General features: G+C 37.9%; 20 protein-coding genes. 12 read left to right on the top strand and 8 right to left on the bottom strand.

The annotated features are described in order from the left end of the window. The first annotated feature begins 45 nt into the window (after positions 1-45). Both GM418_RS13215 and GM418_RS13210 read left to right on the top strand, forming a co-directional pair. Complete coding sequence (locus GM418_RS13215; protein ID WP_158867022.1) at positions 46-1,428, top strand: DUF4832 domain-containing protein; 1,383 nt, start codon at positions 46-48, stop codon at positions 1,426-1,428. A gap of 15 nt (positions 1,429-1,443) precedes the next feature. Beyond that, positions 1,444-2,310 carry a PKD domain-containing protein gene (locus GM418_RS13210; protein WP_158867020.1) on the top strand — a complete coding sequence of 289 codons (867 nt, stop codon included), beginning with the start codon at positions 1,444-1,446 and terminating at the stop codon, positions 2,308-2,310. A gap of 545 nt (positions 2,311-2,855) precedes the next feature. Here GM418_RS13210 and nrfD read toward each other — a convergent pair. From nrfD to GM418_RS13195, 3 genes are read right to left on the bottom strand one after another with little or no spacing between them, the layout of a single operon-like run. Further along, a complete protein-coding gene (nrfD, locus tag GM418_RS13205; protein ID WP_158867018.1) occupies positions 2,856-4,037 on the bottom strand; it encodes an NrfD/PsrC family molybdoenzyme membrane anchor subunit in 1,182 nt (393 codons plus the stop codon). Position 4,038: 1 nt separating this feature from the next. After that, positions 4,039-4,809: a 4Fe-4S dicluster domain-containing protein gene (locus GM418_RS13200; RefSeq protein WP_158867016.1), complete on the bottom strand. Its 771-nt coding sequence runs from the start codon at positions 4,807-4,809 to the stop codon at positions 4,039-4,041. Then, complete coding sequence (locus tag GM418_RS13195; protein ID WP_158867014.1) at positions 4,791-5,243, bottom strand: hypothetical protein; 453 nt, start codon at positions 5,241-5,243, stop codon at positions 4,791-4,793. The genes GM418_RS13200 and GM418_RS13195 overlap by 19 nt, the downstream gene beginning before the upstream one ends. 367 nt (positions 5,244-5,610) lie before the next feature. On the opposite strand from GM418_RS13195, the gene GM418_RS13190 reads away from it, so the two are divergent. Together GM418_RS13190 and GM418_RS13185 are read left to right on the top strand one after the other, a co-directional pair. Then, the gene (locus tag GM418_RS13190; protein WP_158867012.1) at positions 5,611-6,564 is read left to right on the top strand and encodes a fasciclin domain-containing protein; all 954 of its coding nucleotides are present in this window, start codon (positions 5,611-5,613) and stop codon (positions 6,562-6,564) included. 44 nt (positions 6,565-6,608) lie between these two features. Next, complete coding sequence (locus GM418_RS13185) at positions 6,609-7,109, top strand: fasciclin domain-containing protein (protein ID WP_158867010.1); 501 nt, start codon at positions 6,609-6,611, stop codon at positions 7,107-7,109. A 249-nt stretch (positions 7,110-7,358) separates the two neighbouring features. Here GM418_RS13185 and GM418_RS13180 read toward each other — a convergent pair whose 3' ends face one another. Beyond that, positions 7,359-7,619: a hypothetical protein gene (locus GM418_RS13180; RefSeq protein WP_158867009.1), complete on the bottom strand. Its 261-nt coding sequence runs from the start codon at positions 7,617-7,619 to the stop codon at positions 7,359-7,361. A gap of 224 nt (positions 7,620-7,843) precedes the next feature. Between GM418_RS13180 and GM418_RS13175 the strand changes: the two genes are divergently transcribed. After that, the gene (locus GM418_RS13175; protein ID WP_158867007.1) at positions 7,844-8,344 is read left to right on the top strand and encodes a monovalent cation/H(+) antiporter subunit G; all 501 of its coding nucleotides are present in this window, start codon (positions 7,844-7,846) and stop codon (positions 8,342-8,344) included. A 96-nt stretch (positions 8,345-8,440) separates the two neighbouring features. Further along, positions 8,441-9,889: a hypothetical protein gene (locus tag GM418_RS13170; RefSeq protein WP_158867005.1), complete on the top strand. Its 1,449-nt coding sequence runs from the start codon at positions 8,441-8,443 to the stop codon at positions 9,887-9,889. 123 nt (positions 9,890-10,012) lie between these two features. Here GM418_RS13170 and GM418_RS13165 read toward each other — a convergent pair whose 3' ends face one another. From GM418_RS13165 to GM418_RS31850, 3 genes are all read right to left on the bottom strand, one after another. Continuing rightward, positions 10,013-10,462 carry a GNAT family N-acetyltransferase gene (locus tag GM418_RS13165; protein WP_158867003.1) on the bottom strand — a complete coding sequence of 150 codons (450 nt, stop codon included), beginning with the start codon at positions 10,460-10,462 and terminating at the stop codon, positions 10,013-10,015. A gap of 33 nt (positions 10,463-10,495) precedes the next feature. Continuing rightward, positions 10,496-12,529 (bottom strand): methionine--tRNA ligase, encoded by a 2,034-nt coding sequence (gene metG / locus GM418_RS13160; RefSeq protein ID WP_158867001.1) that lies wholly within the window; start codon positions 12,527-12,529, stop codon positions 10,496-10,498. 94 nt (positions 12,530-12,623) lie between these two features. Continuing rightward, the gene (locus GM418_RS31850; RefSeq protein ID WP_158866999.1) at positions 12,624-14,225 is read right to left on the bottom strand and encodes a hypothetical protein; all 1,602 of its coding nucleotides are present in this window, start codon (positions 14,223-14,225) and stop codon (positions 12,624-12,626) included. Between the two features lie 101 nt (positions 14,226-14,326). On the opposite strand from GM418_RS31850, the gene GM418_RS13150 reads away from it, so the two are divergent. The 6 genes from GM418_RS13150 to GM418_RS13125 are packed head-to-tail and all read left to right on the top strand — an operon-like array spanning position 14,327 to position 18,023. Beyond that, positions 14,327-14,980, top strand: a complete 654-nt coding sequence (locus GM418_RS13150) for an HAD hydrolase-like protein (RefSeq protein ID WP_158866997.1) — start codon at positions 14,327-14,329, stop codon at positions 14,978-14,980. Between the two features lie 51 nt (positions 14,981-15,031). After that, on the top strand, positions 15,032-15,937 hold the full coding sequence (locus tag GM418_RS13145) for a S66 peptidase family protein (RefSeq protein ID WP_158866995.1): 906 nt from the start codon (positions 15,032-15,034) through the stop codon (positions 15,935-15,937). 18 nt (positions 15,938-15,955) lie between these two features. Further along, positions 15,956-16,318, top strand: a complete 363-nt coding sequence (locus GM418_RS13140) for a YraN family protein (RefSeq protein ID WP_158866993.1) — start codon at positions 15,956-15,958, stop codon at positions 16,316-16,318. 56 nt (positions 16,319-16,374) lie between these two features. Then, positions 16,375-16,728 (top strand): MmcQ/YjbR family DNA-binding protein, encoded by a 354-nt coding sequence (locus tag GM418_RS13135; RefSeq protein ID WP_158866991.1) that lies wholly within the window; start codon positions 16,375-16,377, stop codon positions 16,726-16,728. Between the two features lie 9 nt (positions 16,729-16,737). Continuing rightward, complete coding sequence (locus GM418_RS13130) at positions 16,738-17,817, top strand: C1 family peptidase (RefSeq protein WP_158866989.1); 1,080 nt, start codon at positions 16,738-16,740, stop codon at positions 17,815-17,817. Next, a complete protein-coding gene (locus tag GM418_RS13125) occupies positions 17,817-18,023 on the top strand; it encodes an RNA-binding S4 domain-containing protein (protein ID WP_158866987.1) in 207 nt (68 codons plus the stop codon). The genes GM418_RS13130 and GM418_RS13125 overlap by 1 nt, the downstream gene beginning before the upstream one ends. Positions 18,024-18,336: 313 nt before the next feature. Here GM418_RS13125 and GM418_RS13120 read toward each other — a convergent pair whose 3' ends face one another. Next, entirely contained in the window at positions 18,337-19,149 is an 813-nt protein-coding gene (locus tag GM418_RS13120) for a mechanosensitive ion channel family protein (RefSeq protein ID WP_158866985.1), read from the bottom strand. Positions 19,150-19,354: the final 205 nt, after the last annotated feature.

The following is a 19,354-nucleotide window of genomic DNA, read 5'->3' as shown; positions in this document are numbered from 1 at the left end:
TTGAACAAGTTAACTCTAACTCTTTAAAATAAAATTTTTTAAATAATGGAAATAGTTAGAAAATTTGGAATAATAATCCTATTAACAACTTTAAATGTTTCATTTTTTGCTTGTGGAAAAAGTGAACCTGTTGAAGGCTCAGAAGAAAATCAAATAACATATGTTTCTTCCACATCTGTAATTACAAATCCTGAACGTGGTTTTTACCATCAGGTTACTGTATTTTCAGAAGCTGAAGAAAGTATGAACCTTGCCTATTTGCAAAATATGAAAAGCCAGAACATCAGTTTAATTCTGGGAATGTACTACCTTGAAAAATTCAAGAACAGTCCGCTAAGCCAGAAAGAGCTTGATTTATTGCGATCTGACTTTTCGAAACTAAGAGAAGCAGGTGTAAAATGTATTCTTCGTTTTGCTTACACTAACACTATGGAGGGAGAGAACGCTACTGATGCGCCTATTGATATAGTTGAGACACACATCGACCAACTGGCTCCTATTCTTCAGGAAAACAGCGATGTTATTGCTTTTATGCAGGCCGGTTTTATTGGCGCCTGGGGCGAATGGCACAGTTCTTCCAATAACCTGACTTCAACAGAAAATAAGAAACGCATTGTTAATAAACTGCTGGATGTGCTTCCGCTGGACGTAATGCTCCAGATACGTACTCCTCTGGCAAAACAGGAAGTGTTTTCCACCAGCGATCCGGTAGATATTTCAATTGCTTTTTCTGATGAAAAAAGAGCCAGGGTAGGACATCATAATGATTGCTTCCTGGCTAGCACAGATGATTACGGAACATATTCCAACATTGAAGCTGAAAAAGAATATATCCATGACGAAGCACTGTATGTGCCTGCCGGAGGAGAAACCTGTCCGCCCAGTGGAATTCAAATGGCCGATTGCTCAACTGCAAGGACAGAAATGGAATATTTACGATGGACATACCTGCATGTGGATTATTACCAACCTGTAATCAACAACTGGGACGATCTGGGATGTTACGAAGAATTCAAAAGGCGTTTGGGATATCGGCTTGAACTCGTGGAAGGTTCTTTTCCAAAAGAAGTTAAAAAAGGAGAATCTTTTTCGTTCAGGTTAAAAATAAAAAACAGTGGGTTTGCTCCGGTTTACAAACATAAAATAACCAGTCTGGTTTTAAAAAATAAACAAACCGGTTCTGTTTCTGAATACGAACTTCAGTTAGATATCAGGGAGTTAAAACCGTCTGCAATAAAAGAACTTAACGAAGAAATTAATTTGAGTGGCACAGACACAGGAGCTTATGATATGTACCTAAAAGTTTCTGATGATTCTGAGAACTTAAAAAACAGACATGAATACTGTATTCAACTTGCTAATCAAAACACTTGGGTTCCGGACGAAGGATTAAACGACCTGCAGTACTCCCTGGTTATTACTAATTAAAAAAATTCAACAAAAATGAAAAAAATAAAATATTTAATACTCGTACTTTTTGCCCTTTCAATCCTTGCTTCAGGTTGCAAAAAAGAAGAAAATGAAACAGCAGGGAAAGCTGTATTTAGTTACGTTTCCGATGGTTTCCAGGTAACATTTACAAATTTTACGTTTGGCGCCAACGAATTTGAGTGGGATTTTGATGATGGCTCCGATATATCAACCCTATCAAATCCGGTACATATTTTTAAAGCCAAAGGTGTGTATATGGTTTCGTTAAATGCTTATACAAACGGGGAAGTAAGTAATTTTACTGACTCGGTAGTAGTAACGGGGCCAAACATTAAAATTGACGGTAATTTTATGGATTGGGACTATGTGGAATACCTGTTTGAGCAGGAAGAGAGCACAGGAACATTAAAATCTATAAAAGGTTATGTCGATGCTGCAAATATTAATTTTTATCTCGAAGGAACAGAAGACATGAGTCTGGCCGTGATGGATATTTATATTGATGCCGACAACGACCCAACAACAGGATACCAGTCGTGGCAATTTCCAATGGGTTCGGGTGCCGATATTTTATGTGAAGGAAACTTTGACCCGGAAAGGCCACAGAATTCTGCGGGAACAATTTACGATTACACCGGAGTTGACGGTGGATGGGGATGGACCGGCAAGATGTCTTTCTCTGAAGGCATGAATTTCTCGAAAATAGCAACAAATAATGGAAACTACGCAATTGAATTCTCTATCTCAAAAGCTGCACTGGGCGATGTTAGCGGAGCAATTTCTTTTGCCTTTTTTGAGCTGAATGCTGGTTGGGCAGGCGTTGGAGAAATTCCTGTTTCGAGCCAGGAAGACTCCAAATTACTGGAATTAAAATTTTAATTCTACCATACTATTGCATGTTATTTCAGGCTACTTCTCCGTGTTATTTGCAGGAAGTAGCCTGAACTGATCAAAAAATACCTATTGCAACTTTCTAAATTATATCGGAAAAGAATTTAGTGCATTCACCCTTCGAAATTGAAACTTGTAAACGATGCCTGTGATACTCAACAAAGAACCAACGATCGACTTTTATCTCTTTATTTTTACAGAGGATTAACCATGTTTTTTGCTTATAACAGAATTTTCACATTTGTTTTCCACCCGAACTTAAAGGAACATTTATTTATGCCATCGGAACACGGTTGCACCATATAAAATGGGAAGGTTTGCATATCCGGGATTTTATTCAACCCTTTTTCATGTTTATTGCAAGAGTGGCAATACCTCTGTCTATCGCCAAAAGAATATGCAGGGGCGATTCCTTAATTCATCCAATTTTTGTGTAAGGATACTTAGTTCAGAAAAATCAGACTTCTCTTTTTTCATGATGAATTTTGTTTAGTTTGCGATTCAATTGTAGAAACTCACCATCGAATATAAAATCAGGAGACCTCTTGTTTCTTCCACGGCGGCAAAAGCCAGAGAAGAAAAGCCAGAATGCAAAAAGGCAGCAGCATCCAGAAAATAGCCATTAAAAATCCTTCACCACCAATTAATCCAAGTTTAAAGCTGGTAAATCCTAAAAAACTTTTCGAAAACAATTGTCCTCCGATTACCACATTCCAGCGCATAAAAAAAATACCCATCAAAATCAAGAGACTAATGATAAAGTAAGCTGTTTTCCTGATTTTCTCCTTGGGTTTATATATTCTGAAAAAACCCAGGGTAAGCAATGGAATAATCGTTCCAAGCAAACCCTGGAGAACAAAAAGTGTGATATTAAGTTTACCATTCACCAGCATGTGCAAAATTTCGAACGATTCTTCTGCTTCATAAATCCGGTGAACCTGGTCCAGGGCTTCAAGTGTAAAATCGAAAACCAAAACATAAAATAAATATTTCCCTACCTCATCCAAACAAGGCATATCAATTTCCACCTTCCGAATCCAGGAAACTACCATGTATAAAAACATAACCAGCGCAATTCCGGAAACCATGGCAGAAAAAAGAAAGATTACAGGCATTAAAACGGTAGACCACCATGGATTTGCTTTTACCGATCCAAAAATAAAACCGACGTAGCCATGCAAAAGAAATGCAGATGGAATTCCGATAACGGTAACAATATAACCCAGTTTTTCATCCCAGGCTACGGTTTTCGGCGACACATCAAAAACCCCCAAAGTGAGAATTTTATAAACTCTTCGCCAGAATCCCTTTTTTTCTTCCGACCATAAAACCAGATCACGACGATAGTCAAACCAGATTTCAAGCAAAAGAACAACCATCAAATACCAGAGGTAAACAAATCCAAAAATTGCCATGGCTGAATGTGATTGTGGCGTTGTCATTATTTCATAGGCCCTGAATGGTTTACCGAGGTGCGACACAAGAGGTAAAATAGCTACAATTAAAAAAGCCAGAGCAGTTAAAAGTGCCAACTGATAGGTTGGTTTTAATACCTTTACTTTAAAAACCCGCTCCAAAGAAGCCAGAATAAATGCCCCTGCAACCAAACCGGTAATGTATGGATAGAGAACAATTAAAATTCCCCAGTGTAACTCTATCTCATTGGGATAAATATAACCATCAACCCGGCTCAGCATTTCGTATAAATGTTCCATATTATCTGACCTCCGCGCTTAATTCGTTATAATAAAGTTTTGATCCCGTATTTAAATGAGGTTTCAAAATCTGGCAATTATGTTTTTTCAGAAAAAGAGAAAGTTCACCGTCTTTATCATTTAAGTCACCATAAATTCTGGCGCCCGTCGGACAGGTTTCCATACACGCAGGTTTCAACCCTTTTGTAATCCTATGGTAACACAACGTACATTTGTCCACCGTTTTCTTTTCAGGATGTAAATACCTGCAACCATACGGACAAGCCTGAATACAATATCTGCAGCCAATGCAGTATTCTTCGTCAACCAATGCGATTCCTTCGGGACTTTCGTATGTAGCACCAACCGGACAAACCTGGGTGCAAGGAGATTTTGCACACTGGTTACACATTTTAGGCACAAAAAAGGTTTTGAAAATTTCATTGTCCGGCACCGATTGGCTGAATCCATCAATTCCTCCATTTGGTGATTCTACTTTTATGGTTCCGTCGTTTTTAATGGTATATTGTTCCACCCAGGAACGAAAATAAAAAGGTTCCTGTGGAACATCATTTTCCAACTTACAGGATTTTGCACACATACCGCAACCAATACACTTTTCAATGTCTATCCCGATTCCATACCATGGGTTTAACGTATCCTCCGGCTCTTTGGCAGCAAATATCAGAACACTAAACGGCTTTAGCCCAGAGGTTGCCAGAATTGTTCCTCCTGCAACAACAGATTTCTTTAAAAACCTGCGTCTCGACTTATTTATTCTTTTAGCTCCCATACGGCATGTGGATTATGACAGTCTATACAATTTTCTCTCTCAGTATGGTGTTCTTGAATATTCACCTGAACAACAGCCTCAATTTTTCTGGCCGAATGCAGATTATGGCATCGGCCACAGTCTTTGCGTGTTCCAGATTTTATAAGTTTAACTTCGTAATCATTGGCATGTTTCGCTCCTGGTCCATGGCAAATTTCACAAGACAAAGATGCATGTGAATCGTTTCTTTGTTGTTCAGCCTCAATATCATGACAATCAATACAAACTGATTTACCGGCATAATGAATTGGAAGATCTCCAATTTCTTCAATAGAATTGGCTCTGTAGTGTCCAAGTTCACCAAATGATTCAGGTATTAAGAAATGACGAATAATCAAAAAAAAGAGAATGAGGGCAGCAAAAAACGGTAATAATGTCTTTAGCTGCGGTGGCATAATTAACTGGTTTAGTACTGCTTTTCAAGTTAAGGAATAATTTTAGTAGGATAACAAATGAGCGAGTGATATAAATCAATCATTATATGGACATTAAACATCCTTATGATATTTAAAAGCAAAATTTATTCTCGCTTACAAACTAAAATACAATTCAATTAATAATTTCACAATTAACAAAATTTAACAATTTATATAAAAAATTAATAATCATATATTTATAGATAAATATTTTTATTTTGTTTTAAATTAACTAAAAAATATTAAACAATATTTTGTTTAGAATTGTCTATATGAGTGTTAAACAAATGAAAATTATTTTCATGGGAAGAAACAGAAAACATAGAAACTACTAAAATTTCCAACAATGAAAACAACTAAAAACATGAAGACAATGAAATCAAGCTCAGGATTTTTACCATTGATCGTATTAATGGGATTACTCGTTTTTACCGCATGTGAAAACGACAACGACGAACCAGTGCCTCAACCCGATGAAAAAAACATTGTTGAGGTTGCACAAGAGGCAGGGCAGTTTGAAACTCTGATTGAAGCTGCCCAAAAAGCAGGACTGGCTGATTTTCTCAGTACAGAAAGTGATTTAACGGTATTTGCTCCAAGCGACGAAGCATTTTCGTCGCTTTTTAGTGATTTGGGCGTATCCGGCTTAGATGATATTGACGCTGCATCTCTTGCTAATATTTTAAAATACCATGTAGTTGCCGGACAAGTCTATTCCGCTGATTTATCTACAGGTGCTGTTCCCAGTTTAAACACAGAATCTCCTGATGGAGAAGCAGTTTCTCTCTGGGTAAATACGGGAGATAATGTAACGATTAATAATGCTGTGGTGACTGCGGTTGATGTTCAGGCATCAAATGGCGTAATTCACGTAATTGATAAGGTAATGTTCCCTCCAACAGTTGTCGATATCGCAACTTACGCAAACGATTTTAGTTCGCTGGTTGCAGCAGTAGTGAAAGCCGATTTGGTTGAAACATTAAGTGCTGTTGGTCCCTTTACTGTGTTCGCACCTACAAATGCTGCTTTCTCAGATCTTTTTAACACACTTGGAATTTCCGGGTTAGATGAAGTTCCGGTTGAAACGCTATCTTCTATTCTTACCTATCATGTTGTAGGCGACAATGTTCTTTCAACCGAATTATCAAACGGAATGGTGACAACTGTTTCAGGCGAATCGTTTGACGTTTCACTCGGCTCGGAGGTTCTATTAAATGGAGAAGCTAAAGTACTTGTTACCGATATTCAGGGAACCAACGGAATAGTACATATAATTGACCAGGTGTTACTACCCGAATAGAATAAAAAGAGTTTTTACAATTAACATTTATAAATTCAGAAATCATGAAAAAATCGTTTCAAAAACTATCATCAGTAGTACTTATTATGGTACTTGGCTTTGGAGTAAGTATGAATTCTTTTGCAACAAAGGATTCCGGTTCATCAACAGTAGTAGAAATTGCCGTGTCAAATCCCGACTTTTCAATCCTGGTGGATGCAGTAAAAAAGGCAGAATTGGTTGAGGCGTTAAGTACAGAAGGCCCTTTTACGGTATTTGCTCCCACCAACGAAGCGTTTAAAAGTCTGTTCACTAAATTGGGAGTTAATGGAATTGAAGATTTAACTGCAGAGCAATTGACGCCAATTTTAACTTACCATGTAGTTTCGGGAAAAGTTATGTCGGGTGACTTATCGAATACAAGTGTAACTACATTAAATGGCAAAAAAATCAAAATCGATTTAACTGAAGGAGTTAAAATAAACGATAGTAAAGTTGTGGCAGCAGATGTTGAAGGGAAGAATGGAGTAATTCATGTAATAGACAGGGTTTTGTTGCCCAACTAAAACATTAAAATACGCCATGAAAATGCCGTCCACAATAAGGTCGGCATTTTTTCTTGTTTACGATTTCTTCCCAAAAGAATACCTGATTCCCCACAAATATCTGAGATTAACATATTCCTCAAAATAAACCTCGGGTGAAAGCTCAAACAAAAATGAAAAACGTTTAAACGATTGAATAGGAAAAACTTCTAAAGCCACAGGAAAACTAAGCCATGCATCTCCTTCATATGGTTCAACACCCAACCCTATTCAGGCGTGGAACTGGTGAAAATCTCCGGCTTTAAAATGATAAAAACAATCCAACTCCAGATCAACATGTTTGAGCATTCCACGGTTGGGAAAAGTCTTTATTTCCGCACTGATTTTTTCATGTATCGGAGCAGATACTCCTAAAACATAGGTTGAATAACCGGTTACTTTTACCTGAGAAAACAACGATATTGAAAATGATAAAAACAAAAAAGTAAAAAAAATTTTACCAACATTCAAAAATAGTCTTCTTGATTTCATTTGTATTGAGAGCTTTTTATTTGAGCTTTTAAAGTTAAAAACATAACTTCAATCTCCGGAAACAAAATATATATTACAAAACATCTCCTCCCGAACATAATAATATGAATAGCCGATAACGAAAGTTTGCAAAAATTAACATTTTGGATGTTTTTTGGATACGATTTGAGTTTACAGCCACAGATTATTTTCCTAAATTGCATCTCCTTAAAGAAAAAGTTGAGATGGACAAGTTGCAGTGGACAAAAGAAATCTTTGGTTCGAAACTGGAATTAAAAAGAGGAAACGAACAGATCGGGAAAATTCAGTGGGAGAATATTTTGAGCTCAAAGGCACAAGCCTTGATAAACGGAAAACTTTTTACACTAAACCGTGAATTTTTCCTGTCGAAACTAGAAATCTACGATGCCAACGATCAGTCGTTACTGGCTACCGTTATGGTTAATTTGTTTAACCCGAAAAGTGACGTTGTAATTAACGGAAAACGTTTCGAGTTGGAAATAAACAACTTTTGGCAATCGCAGTGGTCATGGAAATTTAACGGAGACGAAATCATCAAATACAGTTCAAACGAATTTATCACAAAAGACAAAGGTGAAGTTGAAATTAATTCTCCTATGAATGAGGAGGTTGATATTCTTATCCTTCTCGGCTTATTTGTGCGGAACCAGTTTGTGCTTTTTATGCTTTTAATTTTATTGATCGTATTTTTTGTCATCATATAGAAACAGACGAATTCGTTTACAATTTTCTCACATATTTTTATACTGTTTCCCCATACAATTTAGTTGAATTGTTTCGTTTGATTTGAAAAACAGATCATGAAAAAAGCTATACACTTCATCTTTGTACTCCTTTCAGGCGCCCTTATCTTTTCCTGTAACGAAGAGGCAATTACTACAAGCCCAAATGTAAAACTGGAGTTTTCTGCTGATACAGTTTCATTTGACACTGTTTTTACAACAATAGGTTCAACCACCAAATCTTTCAGAGTAAAAAACCCTGAAAACAATTCGGTAAACATTTCAAACATCAGGCTTGCCGGAGGCGACAATTCTCCCTTCCGGCTGAATATTAACGGAGTGCAAACCAACAACGGTGATAATTTTACTATTTACGGAAAGGACAGCATGTATATTTTTGTCGAAGTAACAGTTGACCCTACCGGGCAGGATTTGCCGATGGTAATACACGATTCCATCGTATTTAATTTAAACGGCAACACACAGGATGTTGATTTAATTGCTTTTGGACAAGACTTCCATCTTTTTGATGGTAAGACAATTAAATCGCAACATTGGCCAAATGACAAACCTTATTTAATTTACAATTCGGTTCTTGTAGATTCAATGGAAACACTTACAATTGATGCCGGGTGCCGAATACATTTCCATGAGGGTTCGAGTTTGTTTGTTCATGGAACTCTGCTCGTAAACGGAACTGCTGATGAGCCTGTAAATTTTTTGGGCGACAGGCTCGAAGAAACATACAAAAATGTTCCGGGGCAATGGGGCGCTTATACTACGCTTAGCAGCGGAAGTATTTATGTTTTTGGCGGGTTACATTTTCTTGCCGGAAGTGTAAACAATCATATTAATCATGCAAACATCAAAAATGCAGAAAAAGGTATACAGGTGGACACGCTGGGTGCTTCAGATAATCCTGTGTTGACTTTACAGAACTCAGTAATCGAAAACATGACACTAAACTGTCTGGATGCGCGAACAACTTTTGTAAAAGCTTCAAACTGTATTTTCGCCAACAGCGGTTCATATACTGTTGCGCTTCGATTTGGCGGCCATTATGAATTTAACCACAACACAATAGCAAACTACTACACCGGTAGTACCCGAACGGTTCCGGCACTCTTTTTAAACAATTACTATGAAATTGACGAACAAACTTTTGGTTTTGATCTGGATGCCGAGTTTAACAACTGTATTGTTTATGGAAATGTTAACAACGAAGTTTCATATAGCATAGCAGAGAGCAGTCCATTTATTGTAAATTTTAATACCTGTTTACTCAACACTCTTTTAAATACCGTTGAAAACGATATGGTTTTTACAAATTCTCTGTTTAATAAAGACCCTCTGTTTGAAGACCCATACGATTATAACTATGCCATTGATTCATTATCTCCTGCCAGAGATATCGGAAATTCCGACATTGCCAATCTTTTTCCTTTCGACTTAAACAACAACTCACGTCTTGCCGACGATGGCCCGGATTTGGGTGCACTGGAGTGGGTCGCGCAGGAAGAGGAATAAAAAAACCGCTCTTGCGTACAAAAGCGGTTTTATATATGTTGAGTAAGCGCCTACCCGATTTAACCCGGCAAGGCAACTTACGGAAAAGCACCAACAAGAGTTGATGCTTGTTACTCTTTGTTTCTATAGATGTTTTTCAAAACAAACACTATTTTGCATTGTAGCATATTGACCAAAATTCGGAATTTGCCGGTAGCCATTCTTTTTATAAAGTCTTACCGCTTCCGGTTGTCTTTTCCCTGTTTCAAGAATACACTTCGAAAATGCAAGCTCCTTTGCCCATTCTTCCAACTCCGCTAAAACGAGTGAAGCGATTCCTCTCCCCCGGTATGCCTCGTGTGTAAACATTCGTTTGACCTCCATCGTGTCCTTGTCATACTTTTTAACCGCCCCACAGGCAACAGGGATTCCATCATCGTAAGCGACTACCACATATTTTATTTTATCAATTTTATTAAACTGATTATAAAAATCATGCTCACGTCCATCCAAAACTGAAAGCAAAGCATCCAAAGAGGAAACCAAATCGATAAAATCCTTATCCCCTGAATTGGTTCTTTGTGCAGTTATCATTCCCAAATATTAAAAAGCTCCCTCACTCCAAGGCTAACGAATCTCTGAACCACTTTTTACCTTTTTGTCAGGTTCCACAATCGACAATGAACCATCTGCATTTTCGGCACACAAAATCATTCCCTGCGATTCAATGCCCCGAAGTTTTTTGGGTTCCAGATTCACCAGGATTGACACCTGCTTCCCAATCAAATCTTCTGGTTTATAATATTCAGCAATTCCCGAAACCACCGTGCGTTTATCAAAACCAGTATCGATTTTCAACTTCAAAAGCTTTTTGGTTTTTGCCACTTTTTCAGCTTCCAAAACGGTTCCAACGCGGATATCCATTTTCCCGAAATCATCAAATTCAATACTATCTTTTGCAGGTTTTGCTTTTGCCTCTGCTAATTCGTTGGCTTTTTTAGTATCCATCAACTTTTTAAGCTGAACTTCAATCACGCTGTCTTCAATTTTTTCAAAAAGTAATTCCGGTTTATTGAGTTTGTGGCTTTCCGGAATCAGATTTGTCCAGCCAAGTTTACTCCAGTCTTGTTTTGTAAAATTCAGAAAACCACGCAGTCTCTCCATACTAAATGGGAGGAATGGCTCTAAACAAATCGTCAGATTTGCGGAAATCTGCAAACAAATATTCAGGATCGTTTTAACACGTTCAACATCCGTTTTATAAACTTTCCACGGTTCCTCATCGGCCAGATATTTGTTCCCTAAACGGGCTAAATCCATTGCATTCTTTAGCGCTTCACGAATCCGGAAACTGTCAAGACTTTTTTCAACTTCAGCTTTTATTGCTGAAATAGATTCGAGAGTCTCTTTATCGTAATTTGTCAGTTCGCCCGGAGCAGGTACTTCTCCGTCAAAATATTTATGTGTAAGAACCAGTGCGCGGTTCACAAAATTTCCAAGAATAGCAACCAACTCATTGTTGTTCCGGGTCTGAAAATCTTTCCAGGTAAAGTCATTGTCTTTTGTTTCGGGCGCATTTGCGGTAAGAACATATTTTAGCACGTCTTCTTTTCCCGGAAATTCCTCCAGATATTCGTGCAACCAAACCGCCCAGTTTCTGGAAGTTGAGATTTTGTCGTTTTCAAGATTTAGAAATTCATTGGCCGGCACGTTTTCCGGGAGGTTAAAAGTTCCCTCAGCTTTTAACATCGTCGGGAAAATAATACAATGAAATACGATGTTATCTTTCCCGATAAAATGTAACATTCGTGTTTCAGGGTCTTTCCAGTATGTTTCCCACTCCGGTGTTAATTCTTTGGTAGCCGAAATGTAACCAATTGGTGCATCAAACCAAACATACAATACTTTTCCTTCCACTCCCTCCACGGGTACCGGCACTCCCCAATTAAGGTCGCGTGTAACGGCTCGCGGCTGCAAACCGCTGTCAATCCACGACTTTACCTGACCATACACATTGGGTTTCCATTCTTTATGCCCTTCCAAAATCCATTCTTTAAGCCAGGTCTCATACTGGTCAAGCGGTAAATACCAGTGTTTGGTCTCCTTCAAAACCGGCTGGTTTCCGCTAATCATTGAAGTTGGATTTATCAGCTCTGTAGGGCTGAGCGAGGTTCCACAGCTTTCACACTGGTCGCCGTAAGCTTTCTCAAAACCGCATTTCGGACAGGTGCCGATAATATAACGATCGGCCAAAAACTGATTATTCTCCTCATCGTAATATTGTTCCGAAGTCTTTTCGATAAACTTCCCGGTATCGTACAGTTTTTTAAAAAATTCAGCAGCTGTTTCGTGGTGAGTTTTAGAACTGGTGCGGGAATACACATCAAACGAAATCCCAAATTTCTGAAACGACTCTTTTATGATGTTATGATATCTGTCAACAATATCCTGCGGAGTTACTCCTTCATTTTTTGCTTTCAAAGTAATAGGTACACCATGCTCATCCGACCCGCCAATCATCAATACATCTTCATTTTTTAAACGAAGGTAGCGGGCATAAATATCAGCCGGAACATAAACACCGGCCAGGTGACCAATATGAATCGGCCCATTAGCATAAGGCAACGCGGTTGTAATCAGTGTACGCTTAAAGTCTGTCATTTTTGAAAAGCTTTAAAATTTCATTTTGGGCAACAAAGATAGTGGAAATTTCTTGTGGTTACTTTTATAAATGAGTCTGATTCTTTTAATTCCTTTAATAAATACTTGTGTCAAACAGTGAAGTTTTTTCAGCTGTCGTTTCTTCTGTTGGTTGAATAATATAAAATTCGTCTGTTGTTTCCTTAAAAACTCTTCCTTCCTGACCACTTGATCCCCAACCAAAAGCAGAGGCCCCATCAGCTCCACAATACCCACTTTTACCGCTGGGGTCTCCTAATCCGCCTCTTCCACCGTTACCACCTGCACCACCACTACCATTAGCGCCACCGGAACCGCCATTATTTATCGCAGTAAATAAGTTTTCGAATACCCATCCGTCTTCGGTAAAATAAAAGTACATATCTCCGCCAGCACCACCGGAACCGCCAAAACCACCACCTCCTCCATTGCCTCCATTGCCTCCGGTTCCTCCCGGTTCTCTGTTTTCCACAGTTATAACATGCCTTTCAACAACTTCAACATAGTAGACTTCATCAACCATCACAGTTTTTTCCACTTCTATTACCTTACCATCTTTATCCTTTGTTCTCGTTTTAACTGTTTTTGCGACTTTTCTGGTACGAGGCTTTTTTACCTTTTGTTCCACAGTTTTATATGAAAACCACACATCTCCGTCAACACCTGTACCACCGTCACCACCATCGCCACCATTTCCTCCTCTGCCCCCATCTCCGCCAACAGAAGAAACTGTAAAACTTCCACCGTCAGGGTTGATAAGATATCGAAATTCCTCTCCCGACTCAAAATTCTCCACAAACACGTAGAGCAAATAACCATTTAGTATCGAATCCATATAAAGATCAGCCCAAACGCCAATATCCGGCCCCTTATAACCGGACTCGCCGTTTTGGCCAAATTCTCCGCTCATCCCATTCCTTCCTCTTCCTCCATCTATTCCGTCACTTCCCGACATTCCTGAAAAACCCCATTGCCCTTTAAAATTCAATTTATAATGATGTTTATAGTCGAGCTTTACATTAAAAGTATCAGCTACCGACTCATTCCGTAACGACTGTACAATAAGTCCGGCCGAGTGGTTCTCAATATTCATAAAATCAGGATCAATTCTGAATTTTCCATTGATAAAACTACCACCAAACGCTGTAAACTGATATTTTTCAGCTTCCGTATTTTTAGCCAGCTTTTTTAAAACCCTGATTTTCCCATTGTCGAATTTTGAAACAATTTCCCCCTTGACAATACTCCCGGGCGCTTTATCAAAATTACTAACGGGGTGAAACACCGCCGCTGTTTCATAGTTAAGCGGAATCAAAATCTGTTGTATAAGTTTTGGGCGTCTTTTTGGAAAAACTTTTACTTCTACATATTTGCCTTTTGAAGGCATCAATCGTTCATTTACGGTAATTTTTCCAGATGAAAATGTTCCCCCGGTGACTTCAACCTCATAATGCCACCAGAACACAAAACCACCTTGCATCCCAAGTGTTTTTCTTATCTTTCCTTTTCGGTGATATGAAGTTACACCGAAATTAAAAGATTCACCGGGGAGAATAAGTTGCTCAGTGTCAATCTCAATTTGAATAGAATCGGGTTTAAAGAAAATTCCAAAAACTTTATTCGCAAAACTTGTTGTTAGCAAGAAAGCTAAAAATAACATTACGAATTTTGTTTTCATCCTGCTTTGTTTACATAACTTACTTTGAGAATTACCAAAAACCATTCCGATGTTCTCAATTTTTTCAATCTATTGGCGTACCTTCGTATTTTTAAAAACATATGGCAAACTTTTCACACATTATTTTCGACCTCGACGGCACACTAACGGACAATACCCGCGGTATACGCAACTCATTGTTGTATGCATTGGAGCACATGCAAATACATGGTTATTCAGAAGATGTACTTGATAAATTTATCGGTCCGCCTTTGCAATGGGGATTTAGTCAGCTGTTTGGACTAAATGAAAGAAACACAAAACTGGCAGTTGAATATTTTCGCGATTATTACAGTGAAAACGGCTGGCACGAGAATGAACCGTATCCGGGCATCTATCAATTGCTCGAAGATTTACATTTTGGAGGTGTTAAAATGTATGTGGCAACCTCGAAGCTTGAAAAATTTGCCCAACAAATCATCGAGCATTTCGAATTCGACAAATATATAATTCAGCTGAAAGGTGCAGATTACGGCGGGCACAGCGCAAACAAAACATCAATCATCTCTGACATTTTAACGGTACACCGGATTAAACCTTTCCTAAATGTTGCTATGGTTGGCGACACGGTTTATGACATTGAAGGAGGGAAAGCAAAGGGACTTACAACGGTTGCTGTAGCATATGGTTTTGGCAAAGAGGAAGATTTAAAAAATGCCAATCCCGATTACTATGTTGAAACCGTTGAAGAGTTGTACGAGGTTTTGATGGGGTAAATTTCATTTCGGCATTTCAATTTTGTAACTTTCCTTTTTTCTCGAAAACCAATGAAAACACCACCCTACATAAAACCAGGTTCAAAAATCCGGATAGTTTCACCGGCCGGTAAAATCGATAAAAAATACGTGCTTCCTGCTGTTGAATGGTTTCAAAAACAAGGGTATAAAGTTGAAATTGGTGAACATGCTTTTTCCCAACATTTTCAGTTCGCAGGCACGGATTCACAACGTTTGGAGGATTTGCAAAATGCTTTTGATGATGCGGAAACCGACGTAGTGTTGTGTTCCCGCGGTGGCTACGGGACTGTAAGAATTATTGACAAACTGAATTTTGAAAATTTTCAAAAAAAACCCAAGTGGCTGGTAGGTTTTAGCGATATTACGATTTTACATTCCTGCCTTAATAAATCAGGTTTTGCAACGATACATGGAGCAATGCCGCGTTACTATTTTGATGAAAACGGAGAACCTGCCGCAAATCTGAATTCGCTCATGAAAATCCTGTCGGGTGAAAAAGTTGCATACTCATTCAAAAACTGGGAACATAACAAGGAAGGAAAAGTTGAAGCAAAATTGGTCGGTGGAAACCTTTCGATTATTTCCAGCTTACAGGGTACGAAATATGAATTGGAAACCGATGGCAAAATTCTTTTCCTCGAAGACATTGATGAATTTTTATATCACTCCGACCGGATGATGCACCAACTTAAGCTCGCTGGTAAACTGGATAAGCTCGCCGGGCTGATTCTGGGTGATTTTACGGATATGAAAGACAACGAATCGCCATTTGGGAAAAATATTCATGAAATTATTTCTGAAGCTGTTCAGGAATTTGAATATCCCGTTGCATTCGGATTTCAAGCGGGCCACGACAAAAAAAATCTGGCGCTCGCTTTTGAAAAAACCTGGCAACTTGATGTTTCTTCTGTAAATTCAACATTAAAACTTCTTTAAATACCCAAGTTTGAACAAATGGTTTCGCAACGTGAAATAGGAGAAAAAGCTGAAGGAATTGCAGAACAGTATTTGGTAAAACTGGGCTACACGATTTTGGATAAAAACTGGCATTACGGACATTTGGAACTTGATATTATTGCCCGTGATGGTGAACAGCTGGTTATTGTAGAAGTAAAATCGCGCAATGGCATCCGTTACGAACACCCGTCGGAAGCTGTTACCAACTCGAAAATGAAACGTATTGTTGAGGCCGCCGATGCATATATCCTCGAAAAAGATATTGATTGGGAAACCCGCTTTGATGTTGTTACGATTATTTTCTTTAATCAGCGGTATGAGCTGGAACATTTTAAAGATGCTTTTTATCCTACGCTTTAAATTTTGATTTCAAAAGGAAAAAATTACTTTTAACCCGTAATTTTAATTTTACAAACATGAATATTGAGGAGTTACGGGAGTATTGCCTTTCATTAAAAGGCGTATCCGAAGAATTTCCCTTTGGTGAAACTACTTTGGTTTTTAAAGTAGGTGGCAAGATGTTTTGTCTCACCAGTTTAGAAGGTGACTTATCGGTAAGTGTCAAAAACGACCCTGAAAAAAACATTGAACTTCGTGAAGAATATCCTGCAATCATACCGGGATACCACATGAACAAAAAACACTGGAATACCATTTCTGTTGATGGCTCGATTTCTGACGACATGATAAAAAACTTTGTTGATGAATCTTACGATCTGATTGTAATGGGGTTGACCCGTAAACAACAACAGGAACTAAAAAATTCATAAACATTTGGAATGAGAAAAGTTGCACTGTATTTTATCCTGATTCTTTTTCTGTCGGTACAAGTCTCGGCACAGGGCAATCAGGAAGAATTTGAAATTATCAAGGAATTAAAACATACTCCGGTTATAAGCCAGGGAAGTACAGGAACCTGCTGGAGTTTTGCCACAACCAGCTTTTTGGAATCAGAAATCATGCGAAAAGGTTTTCCCGAAACTGATCTTTCGGAAATGTATTTTGTATATATGGCATATCTTGATAAAGCTGAAGATTATTTGCTGTATTACGGGAAAAACAATTTTAGCCAGGGGGGACAGGCGCACGATGTTCTAAATGTTTTAAAGGAACATGGAATGGTTACGTTTGAATCTTACCCGGGAGTAAAAACAGATGGAAGATATAATCATCACCAGTGGGCAAGAGATTTAAACGACGATGTTGAAAAGCTGAACAAAAAGAGAAAAAATTTTTTTGCTGCTGACGTAAAACCCGTAGAAAAAATATTAAAAGAGAAAATTGGTAAACTTCCCAATAAAGTGAAAACCGATGAAGAAACTTACACTCCCTCAAAACTTCGCGATAAATTCAAACTCAACGCTGATGATTATGTTGAACTGACCTCCTACAACCATCATCCTTTTTATTCACAATTTGTGTTGGAAGTCCCGGATAACTGGTCAAACGATTTGTATTACAACTTGCCTCTCGATGAATTAATGGAAATTATGACCTATGCCATTAATAATGGTTATACCGTTGCATGGGATGGTGACACAAGCGAAAAAACATTTACACACAACAAAGGAATTGCAGATCTCCCCGAAAAACAATTAGGAAAAGTGGATCAGAAGATGAGACAGGAAACTTTTTTTGACAGAACCACAACAGATGATCATTTAATGCATATTGTCGGCCTTTCAAAAAACAGTTCCGGCCAGACGTGTTTCTACACAAAAAACTCGTGGGGCGCCGACAGCAATAATTTTGGAGGTTATCTTCATATGACTGAAGACTATGTCCGGTTAAAAACAATTGCGATAATGGTTCACAAAAATGCAATTCCCAAATCAATTAAAAAGAAAATTAAATTATAATGCTGGAATTTCAGTTAAAATCAGAGTATATTGAATTGGTTAAATTACTAAAACTACTTGGTCTGGCAGAAACCGGAGGACATGCAAAAATTCTTGTTGAGGAAGGTGAAGTTTCTCTGAACGGAACCAGGGAATTTCGAAAACGAGCAAAATTGCGTAAAGGAGATATTGTTTCAATTTTTGATAAAAAAATCCGGATTATTTAATCCGGTAAATAAAAAAAGCCGGGATTTATTCCGGCTTATAGGACAATTTGTGCGAAACGGAGAAGTTCCATTTAGGACGGAGTTTACTGTAAAAAAAAATCACAGTATTTTGCACGTAAGTAACAAAAGTACTATTTTCAATCGTTTTACACCCTATGATTATCAATTAATTTCGATTATTCTGCGAAATTATAATTTCGAGAATCAACAAAAAAGGGTTTGAAAACAGTCCATAATTGCTTATGTTAAAAGTACAAATCAAGCAGTTAAAAGTTCAAAGTAATCAGCAAAAAACTTAATTATTTTGTATTCCTCATTTTTGAATATGTACATCCATTTGAGGGAAAGGAATATTAAGGCCTTCTTTATCAAATGTTTTATAAACATTTTCAGTCATATCAAAATAGATGCCCCAATAATTCGACGCTTCAGCCCATACACGTACAACAATGTTAACCGAACTGTCTCCAAGTTCAGAAACCGCAATAAATGGCTCCGGTTCTTTTAAAATTCTTTCGTCTTTATCAATCAAAGAGCGCAATACTTTTTTTGCCTTGTCTACATCGTCACCATAACCAATTCCAAATAAAAAATCGACTCTTCGTTTTGGCTCGGCTGAAAAATTCACCATTGACGAAGTTGAAAGTCCTCCATTAGGAATAATAATGGTTTTATTATCCGGTGTTTTTAATATTGTATTAAAAATCTGGATCTCATTAACAATACCCTTGTGTCCCTGAGCATCTATAAAATCGCCTACTTTAAAGGGCTTGAACAGCAAAATCATTACACCACCCGCAAAATTTTGAAGGGTACCGGAAAGTGCCATTCCAATTGCTAAACCCGCAGCACCTAAAACTGCAATAAAGGAAGTCATTTGAACCCCGAGCATTCCAACCACACTAATTATCAGCATGGTTTTCAGGAGTATCCCGATCATACTGTTTAAAAAACCCCGTAAAGATGGGTCCATCTCTCTCTTTTCAAAACCTTTACGTACTGCCTTTTGAATGACTTTAATTATCCACCAACCAATAATTAACGTGATAATAGCACCAACCAACCGCGGGCCATAAAACAAAATTATGTCGTTAAACTTTTCTGAAAAACTTCCAACTGAATCCATAATCTATTGTTTGTTAAATTTTAAGGTAATTTACAAAATTCAATACAATTTTGTTCAATTCCTGACAAACTTATCGTAACTGAATTGTTTTTAATGATTATTGCAGCTTATGTATAAACCGGAAACACAAATTTAATGGAAGCCATTTGTTTGGCTTTTCAAACCGCTGGCTAAATAAAACCTACCGTTCATCTGCCAAAGATAT

The organism is Maribellus comscasis, assembly GCF_009762775.1.
GTDB lineage: Bacteria > Bacteroidota > Bacteroidia > Bacteroidales > Prolixibacteraceae > Draconibacterium > Draconibacterium comscasis.
This window is presented reverse-complemented; position numbering and strand designations above follow the sequence as displayed.

Coding starts and splice junctions, on each gene's coding strand:
- GM418_RS13215 (WP_158867022.1), top strand. CDS start 46: ATGGAAATAGTTAGAAAATTTGGAATAATAATCCTATTAACAACTTTA.
- GM418_RS13210 (WP_158867020.1), top strand. CDS start 1,444: ATGAAAAAAATAAAATATTTAATACTCGTACTTTTTGCCCTTTCAATC.
- nrfD (WP_158867018.1), bottom strand. CDS start 4,037: ATGGAACATTTATACGAAATGCTGAGCCGGGTTGATGGTTATATTTAT.
- GM418_RS13200 (WP_158867016.1), bottom strand. CDS start 4,809: ATGGGAGCTAAAAGAATAAATAAGTCGAGACGCAGGTTTTTAAAGAAA.
- GM418_RS13195 (WP_158867014.1), bottom strand. CDS start 5,243: ATGCCACCGCAGCTAAAGACATTATTACCGTTTTTTGCTGCCCTCATT.
- GM418_RS13190 (WP_158867012.1), top strand. CDS start 5,611: ATGAAAACAACTAAAAACATGAAGACAATGAAATCAAGCTCAGGATTT.
- GM418_RS13185 (WP_158867010.1), top strand. CDS start 6,609: ATGAAAAAATCGTTTCAAAAACTATCATCAGTAGTACTTATTATGGTA.
- GM418_RS13180 (WP_158867009.1), bottom strand. CDS start 7,619: ATGAAATCAAGAAGACTATTTTTGAATGTTGGTAAAATTTTTTTTACT.
- GM418_RS13175 (WP_158867007.1), top strand. CDS start 7,844: ATGGACAAGTTGCAGTGGACAAAAGAAATCTTTGGTTCGAAACTGGAA.
- GM418_RS13170 (WP_158867005.1), top strand. CDS start 8,441: ATGAAAAAAGCTATACACTTCATCTTTGTACTCCTTTCAGGCGCCCTT.
- GM418_RS13165 (WP_158867003.1), bottom strand. CDS start 10,462: ATGATAACTGCACAAAGAACCAATTCAGGGGATAAGGATTTTATCGAT.
- metG (WP_158867001.1), bottom strand. CDS start 12,529: ATGACAGACTTTAAGCGTACACTGATTACAACCGCGTTGCCTTATGCT.
- GM418_RS31850 (WP_158866999.1), bottom strand. CDS start 14,225: ATGAAAACAAAATTCGTAATGTTATTTTTAGCTTTCTTGCTAACAACA.
- GM418_RS13150 (WP_158866997.1), top strand. CDS start 14,327: ATGGCAAACTTTTCACACATTATTTTCGACCTCGACGGCACACTAACG.
- GM418_RS13145 (WP_158866995.1), top strand. CDS start 15,032: ATGAAAACACCACCCTACATAAAACCAGGTTCAAAAATCCGGATAGTT.
- GM418_RS13140 (WP_158866993.1), top strand. CDS start 15,956: ATGGTTTCGCAACGTGAAATAGGAGAAAAAGCTGAAGGAATTGCAGAA.
- GM418_RS13135 (WP_158866991.1), top strand. CDS start 16,375: ATGAATATTGAGGAGTTACGGGAGTATTGCCTTTCATTAAAAGGCGTA.
- GM418_RS13130 (WP_158866989.1), top strand. CDS start 16,738: ATGAGAAAAGTTGCACTGTATTTTATCCTGATTCTTTTTCTGTCGGTA.
- GM418_RS13125 (WP_158866987.1), top strand. CDS start 17,817: ATGCTGGAATTTCAGTTAAAATCAGAGTATATTGAATTGGTTAAATTA.
- GM418_RS13120 (WP_158866985.1), bottom strand. CDS start 19,149: ATGGATTCAGTTGGAAGTTTTTCAGAAAAGTTTAACGACATAATTTTG.